The following is a 6414-nucleotide window of genomic DNA, read 5'->3' on the forward strand; positions in this document are numbered from 1 at the left end:
ACCTCGCCGAAGCGACCGCGCACCGCGAGGGCGTCGGGGACGCGCTCGCCGACGGGTCGTTCGAAATCGCGGCGGCGCTGCCCGACGGGGACGCCGAGAAGTACCTCCACGGCGCGAAGGGCCTTGAGTTCGCGGCGCACTCGCCGCGCGGCCTGAAGGGCATGAGCATCGGCTACGCGACGTCGACGCGCGGCGGCTCCCACCACGACACGCGCCCGACGCTCCAGTACGGCGGCGAGCATGACGAGACGACGGAGGGAACCGCGGCGTTCGCGGCGCGCTCCCAGCACTTCACCGCGCTCGGCGACTCCCTCACCCAGTGCCGGTTCGTCAGCGAGGGCGGCTGGGGGAAGCGCGTCAACGACCGCTACCGGGACGCCATCAACGCGGCGACGGGCTGGGACCTCACCACGGAGGACGTCGAGGAGATCGGCGAGCGCGTCTACAACCTCGAGCGCGCCATCAACGTCGAACGCGGGGTCGCCGACCGCGACGCCGACACGCTCCCGCACCGCGTGCTCCACGAGCCGATTCCCGACGGGCCCGCCGAGGGGATGCACTGTCCGCCCGAGGAACTGGCAGCGATGCTCGACGAGTACTACGAGTTCCGCGGCTGGAGCGACGACGGCCGCCCGACCGCGGAGACGCTCGAACGCCTGGACCTCCAGGACGTCGTCGGGTGACTGTAGACGTTCGCGTACGAGCGTTCGCGACGCTCCGGGACCCGCTCGGAGGCCCGGAAGTCGAACTGGCTGTCAGCGATGGAGCATCCGTCTCCGACGCGCTCGCTGCGCTGGAAGCCGAGTACCCAGGTCTCGCCGGGAATTTGCTCGAGGACGGCGAGATTCCGTCGACGGTCACCGTCCTCCGGAACGGCCGCCGCGTCCCGGCGACGGACCCGGAGTCCGTCGACCTCGTCGACGGCGACGAACTCGTGCTCGCACCGCCCGTGACTGGCGGGTGAACGCAATCGGCGGCCGGACCCGGCCGCGTTCCTGGTTCCCGTGGCACCAGTTAGCAAAACGCTTAATACCTGGCTCCCGCCTACCTCATACTTGTCCGACCGAGTTACCGGATTCACGTGAGACACATGTGCAGGCACAGACCACCTAGAGCTAGCAGGCGCGCCGCCCACCCCGGAGGTCGACGATGAAGCCGGCGACCTTCGAGTACCACCGCCCGACGTCAGTCGAGGAAGCCACCGGCCTCCTCGCAGACCTCGGACACGACGCCGAGTTGCTCGCGGGCAACCAGAGCCTCGGCATCATCATGGCGAACCGGCTCGCCACCCCCGACCACCTCGTCGACCTCGACCGCGTCGACGAACTCTCGGGGTACGCAGTCCGCGACGACGAAGTCGAAATCGGCGCGATGACCACGCACCGCGACCTCGAGTTCGCCGACGACCTCCGCGACGTCCTACCGATGGTCCCGCAGGCCGCCGAACAGATCGCGGGCCCGAGCGTCCGCAACCGCGGCACCGTCGGCGCAGCGTCGCGGAGGCCGACCCCGCGGGCAACTACCCCGCCGCGCTCGTCGCGCTGGACGCCGACCTCCACGTCACGTCGGCCGACGACGGCGAACGAACCGTCGCAGCCCGCGACTTCTTCATCGCGTACATGTTCACCGACCTCGGGCCGAGCGAACTCATCACCGGCGTCTCCATCCCCCGCGACCCGTTCCCGCCGGCACGCACCGGCATGGCGTTCGAGGAACTGAAACGCGCCGCGCAGACGTTCCCGACTGTGAGCGCGGGGACTGTCGTCCGCGTCGACGACCCGGACGCCGACGACCCGGCCATCGAGGAAGCGCGCGTCGGACTCGCGAACGTCGCTGACGTCCCGCTGCACGTCCCTGACGCCGAGGACGCCGTCGAAGGCACGAGCCTCGACGACGACGCGCTGGACGCCGCCGCAGAGGCGGCGACGGCTGCGGCCGACCCCTCGCCGGAGATGCACGCCGACGAGGAGTGGAAAGACGAACTGGCAGGCGAATACACGCGCCGTTCGCTGCGGACGGCATACACGCGAGCAACCAATGATTGAATTCTCCGGCGAATTTGACTCCGACCACGCGCCCGAACAGCTCTGGAAGTACTTCACCGACCCCGACATCCTGGCGCAGTGCGCGCCCGGCTGTGACCACATCGAACAGGAGTCGGAGTCGGAACTGTCCGCGACGGTCGCGGTCGGCGTCGGCAGCGTCAAGCCGACGTTCGACGTCGACATGGTCGTCGTGGAGGCCCAGCAGCCCAATCGCCTGGTGATGAACGCGGGCGGCGACGCGTCCCGGAACTCCTTCGAGACGGTCGCGGAGATGGACCTCGTGGCCAACGGCTCCGGCGGCACCACCGCGACCTGGCACGCTGAGACGAACGTCTCCGGCCTCATCGCGAGTCTCGGCCAGCGCGCGCTCGGTAGCGTCGCCGAGCGCCTCGTCAACAACTTCTTCGACGACCTCGAGGAACTCGCCGACGAGGGCGTGCCCGCCGAGTCCAAGATCAGCGCGAAACCCGAAGCGGAAGCGACGCTCGAAGAGTAACGCAGCTCCGTCCTTCTGCCGTCTGTTCGGCAACCGTACCGCGAACCGTCGAGACGCAGCGCCGGCAGTCCGGCTCGCCGCCGCCGTACCGCTCAGTCGTCGGCCTGTGCGTCCCGGACGCGGCGGCGGACTCGGTGGGGCGTCATCGGGATCTGGTCGGCGACCACGTCGAAGTCCTCGAGCGCCGCGGTGATGGCCGAGGCGACGGACGCGGGCGCGTCCAGCATCCCGCCCTCGCCGGTGCCTTTCGCGCCGGTCTCGGTGAACGGCGACGGCGTCTCGGTGTGCTCCATCTCGATGTCCGGCATGTTCTTCGTGGACGGCAGCAGGTAGTCGAACAGCGTGATGGCCTTCGGTTGGCCCTCGCCGTCGTACTGGAACTCCTCCATCAGCGCGGCGCCGACGCCCTGCGCGATGCCGCCGTGGGCCTGCCCCTCCACGATGGTGGGGTTGAGCATCGTCCCGCAGTCCCGCAGCGTGTAGAACTTCAGGATCTCCACCTCGCCGGTGGTCACGTCGACCTCCACGATGGGCGCGTTCGCGGCGAACGCAGCCGTCGGGTAAACTGGGTACTTGCTGGTGAGCGCCTCGTCGAAGTCGTCGATCTTCGTCGCGGGGTGGTCGTAGTCGTAGCTCACGCGCGTCAACCGCTGGTTCCGGCCGGCGTCCAGGTCCGCGAGTTCCGCGAGCGGGACGCGCTCGGAGCCGTCGACGCGCTCGACAGCGCCGTCGCGGTACGCGACGTCCTCGACGCCGCAGCCGAACACCTCCTCGGCGGCGAGCTGGCGGCAGTTCTCGCGGAGCTTCTCGGCGGCGCCCTCGGTCGCACCCGAGAGCATCACTGCCATCCGGGAGGCCGCCGAGCCGTACTCGGTGGGCGCTTCGACGCTCGGCAGGTAGTCGACCTCGATGTCGCTGGGCAGCACGCCGAGGCTGTCGGCGAGCAACTGCGACACGAGCGTCTGGTGGCCCTGCCCGGATGTGTCCGTCGCGAGGAACGCCCGGACCGTGCCGTCGCCCTCCAGCTGAATGCGGAAGTGCTCCGGGAGCTCGTCGACGTCCTCGCGCTCGCGCTCCTCGAGGGCGTCCGTTTCGGTGCGCTGGCGGTCGGTCCAGTCCGACCCGGAGACCCCGGGCTCGATGTGGACCGAGTAGCTGACGCCGCGGTACTTGCCCTCCTCGCGTTTCGCCTCGACGACGTCGGGGTCGAGCAGGCCGCCCTCGCAGACCTCCGCTTCATCGACCAGCTCCTCGATGCGGTCGAGCGCCGCCGGGTAGTCCCCGGAGTCGTAGATGTTGTGGGTCGGCAGCCGGTAGGGCATCTGGTCGGGCTGGATGAGGTTCACGCGCCGGAAGTCCGTCGGGTCGATGCCGAGTTCGCGCGCGGCCTCGTCGACGGCCGTCTCCAGCGCGTACAGGTGTGGGTCGACCCCGAACCCGCGGTACGCGGTCTGGGCGGTCTTGTTCGTCAACACGAGGTCGTAGCCGTACCGCACCGCGTCGATGTCGTAGGCGTTGGTCACCGCGGACAGCGGCTTCAGCACCTGATTGACGGGGTAGTGCGGGAACGCGCCGAAGTCGTCGGCGAAGTACGTGTCCAGTCCCTGGATGGTGCCGTCGTCGTCGAACGCGAGCCGCACCGTGTACTCGCGGTCGGAGCAGTGCATGTCCCCGCCCTGGAGGTTCTCCACGCGGTCCTCGACGAACTTCACGGGCGTGCCGTCGAGTTGCTGGCTCGCAATCGCCGAGAGCGTGCAGTACCGGTGGATCGCGATCTTCGTCCCGAAGCTCCCGCCGACGTCTGGCGGGACCTCGAGGTTGACCTTCTCCGGCGGGTAGTCCAGGGGCTCGTAGACGGTGTCGTCGACGAGCGTGTGCAACTGGATGTTCGAGTCGATGTGGAACGAGTCGTGGTCGGTGTCGTACTGCGCGACGACGCCAGCCGTCTCCAGGGGTACCCCGGAGATGCGGCCCCACTCGCAGTCCGTCTCGACGACGTTGTCCGCGTTCTCGAAGGCGTCGTCGACCGCGCCGAACTCCAGGGTCTCGCTATCGGGGACGTTCGTCCCGGCGTGCTCGTGCACGAGGGTGTCGCCCTCCGTGGCCTCCTGGACGTCCGTGACTGGGTCGAGCTGTTCGTACTCGATCTCAACGAGGTCGACGAGATCCTCGGCCGCGTACCGGTCGGACGCGACGACGGCGACGACCGGCTCGCCGACGAACCGGACGCGGTCGTCGGCCAGCGACCACTCCTCGAACCCCTCGAGGCCGCAGGGCATCGGCTCGTAGTCGTCCTTCAGGTCGTCGGCGGTGAGCGTGAGCAGACAGTCGGGGTGGTCTTCGGCCGCGCTCGTGTCGACGTCGACGAGCTCCGCGTGAGGGTGGACGCTGCGCGCGAGCGCCATGTGGACTGCGCCCTCCGGTGCGATGTCGTGGATGTACTCGGCTTCCCCGGTGAGGATGCGGTGGTCCTCGACGCGTTCGAGCCCGGATCCGACGAACGACTGGCCCTCCGACTCAGCGTCGTCCTCGACGCCGACGTCCTTCGAGACGCCTGCCTCGGACATCTACGCGTCACCTCCAGACCCGTCAGTCCCGTCGGTCCGGTCCTCGAGGTCGTCGCTGGGCGCGTGCAGAAGCTCGTCCGCGCCCCCGCTCACGCCGCCGTCCGTTCGTTCCGCGTCCGCCAGTTCCGCGGCCGCGGTCTCGACGGCGTCGTAGATGTTCTGGTAGCCCGTGCAGCGACAGATGTTGTCCGCGAGACCGTCCTCGATGGCCTCCCGGTCCGGGTCGGGGTCGCGCTCGAGGAGCTCCTTCGTCGCCATCACGAACCCGCTCGTGCAGAACCCGCACTGGAGGGCGTGTTCCCGGTGGAAGGCGTCCTGAATGGGGTGGAGGTCGCCGTCGGACGCGAGGCCCTCGACGGTCACGACGTCGCTGCCGTCGACCTGGACGGCGTACGTGAGACAACTCTTCACGGACCGGCCGTCAACGAGGACGGTGCAGGCGCCGCAGACGCCGTGCTCGCAGCCGACGCGCACGCCGCGTTTGCCGCACTCGTCGCGCAGAAAGTCCGAGAGCTTCAATCGCGGCTCGACGGTCGTCGTCACGTCCTCGCCGTTCACCGAGACGGTGACCTCCTCGGTTGGACGGGCGAGGCTCTGTGAACTGCTCTCACTACTCATGTACGCACTCAAAGCAGTGACTGCTCATTATTGTTTCGTTGAAACCGACTGACGGGTCGGGTTTCCGAACACGTTCGACGGAACTGTCTGGCAGTGGACACCAGCGAGCAGCGCCGACCGCTGGCCTCAGGGCGTCGGGTCGGTGCGGGCGTGAATCGGTCCGGACTGCTCGCTGAGGCGGCCGCCCTCGGCGTCGTTCGCCTCCGCGAGGACTTCCGAGACGATGCTCATCGCGATACCGATCGGACTACCGTCCCCGAGGTCCAGACCGACTGGCGCGGAGACGCGGTCGAGTTCGTTCTGCGTGAACGTCCGCCCCTCCGCGTTGGCGTCCTCGCGCAGGTCGTCGAAGCGTTTCGGCGGCCCCATCAGGCCGACGTAGGGAACGGCCGTCTCGTCGAGCAGCGCTTCGAGTGCGAGGCGGTCGTCCACGAGGTTGTGGGACAGCAGGGCCGCGTACGTCCGGTCGTCGACGTCCACGAGGTCGGGGACGTCCGTCGGGTGCGTGGACGCCACGCGGTGAGCGTGGGGGAACTCCTCGCGACTCGCACGCCCACCGCGGGGGGACGCCACGGTCACGCGGAACCCGGCCTGGGCGCCGACCCGCGCGACCGAGTGGACGTCGTTCTGCGCGCCGAACAACAGCAGGTCGGGCGCGGGTTCGACGCCGTCCACGAACACGCGAAGG

Annotated in this window: 7 protein-coding genes and 2 pseudogenes; 6 read left to right on the top strand and 3 right to left on the bottom strand. The window is 69.1% G+C overall.

The window, feature by feature from the left end; genetic code table 11:
• The 6 genes and pseudogenes from GRX66_RS15200 to GRX66_RS15215 all read left to right on the top strand — a co-directional run.
• Window positions 1-683: aldehyde ferredoxin oxidoreductase C-terminal domain-containing protein (locus tag GRX66_RS15200; RefSeq protein ID WP_201293049.1), on the top strand; the 683-nt coding region annotated here is incomplete at its 5' end.
• Entirely contained in the window at window positions 680-964 is a 285-nt protein-coding gene (locus GRX66_RS20375; protein WP_159527310.1) for a ubiquitin-like small modifier protein 1, read from the top strand. The genes GRX66_RS15200 and GRX66_RS20375, both read left to right, overlap by 4 nt.
• Window positions 965-1149: 185 nt before the next feature.
• Window positions 1150-1428: pseudogene (locus GRX66_RS20380) on the top strand (FAD binding domain-containing protein); the annotation flags it as partial.
• A 113-nt stretch (window positions 1429-1541) separates the two neighbouring features.
• Window positions 1542-1613, top strand: a pseudogene (locus tag GRX66_RS20385) (hypothetical protein); the annotation flags it as partial.
• A gap of 87 nt (window positions 1614-1700) precedes the next feature.
• Complete coding sequence (locus GRX66_RS20100) at window positions 1701-2045, top strand: hypothetical protein (protein ID WP_233745561.1); 345 nt, start codon at window positions 1701-1703, stop codon at window positions 2043-2045.
• On the top strand, window positions 2038-2541 hold the full coding sequence (locus GRX66_RS15215; protein ID WP_159527311.1) for a CoxG family protein: 504 nt from the start codon (window positions 2038-2040) through the stop codon (window positions 2539-2541). The genes GRX66_RS20100 and GRX66_RS15215 overlap by 8 nt, the downstream gene beginning before the upstream one ends.
• Before the next feature lie 92 nt (window positions 2542-2633).
• Here GRX66_RS15215 and GRX66_RS15220 read toward each other — a convergent pair whose 3' ends face one another.
• The 3 genes from GRX66_RS15220 to GRX66_RS15230 all read right to left on the bottom strand — a co-directional run.
• The gene (locus GRX66_RS15220) at window positions 2634-5108 is read right to left on the bottom strand and encodes a xanthine dehydrogenase family protein molybdopterin-binding subunit (protein WP_159527312.1); all 2475 of its coding nucleotides are present in this window, start codon (window positions 5106-5108) and stop codon (window positions 2634-2636) included.
• On the bottom strand, window positions 5109-5726 hold the full coding sequence (locus GRX66_RS15225; protein WP_159527313.1) for a (2Fe-2S)-binding protein: 618 nt from the start codon (window positions 5724-5726) through the stop codon (window positions 5109-5111).
• A gap of 126 nt (window positions 5727-5852) precedes the next feature.
• The coding region (locus tag GRX66_RS15230; RefSeq protein ID WP_201293050.1) for an XdhC family protein at window positions 5853-6414 on the bottom strand (562 nt) is incomplete at its 5' end.

The organism is Halobacterium bonnevillei, from assembly GCF_009831555.1.
GTDB lineage: Archaea > Halobacteriota > Halobacteria > Halobacteriales > Halobacteriaceae > Halobacterium > Halobacterium bonnevillei.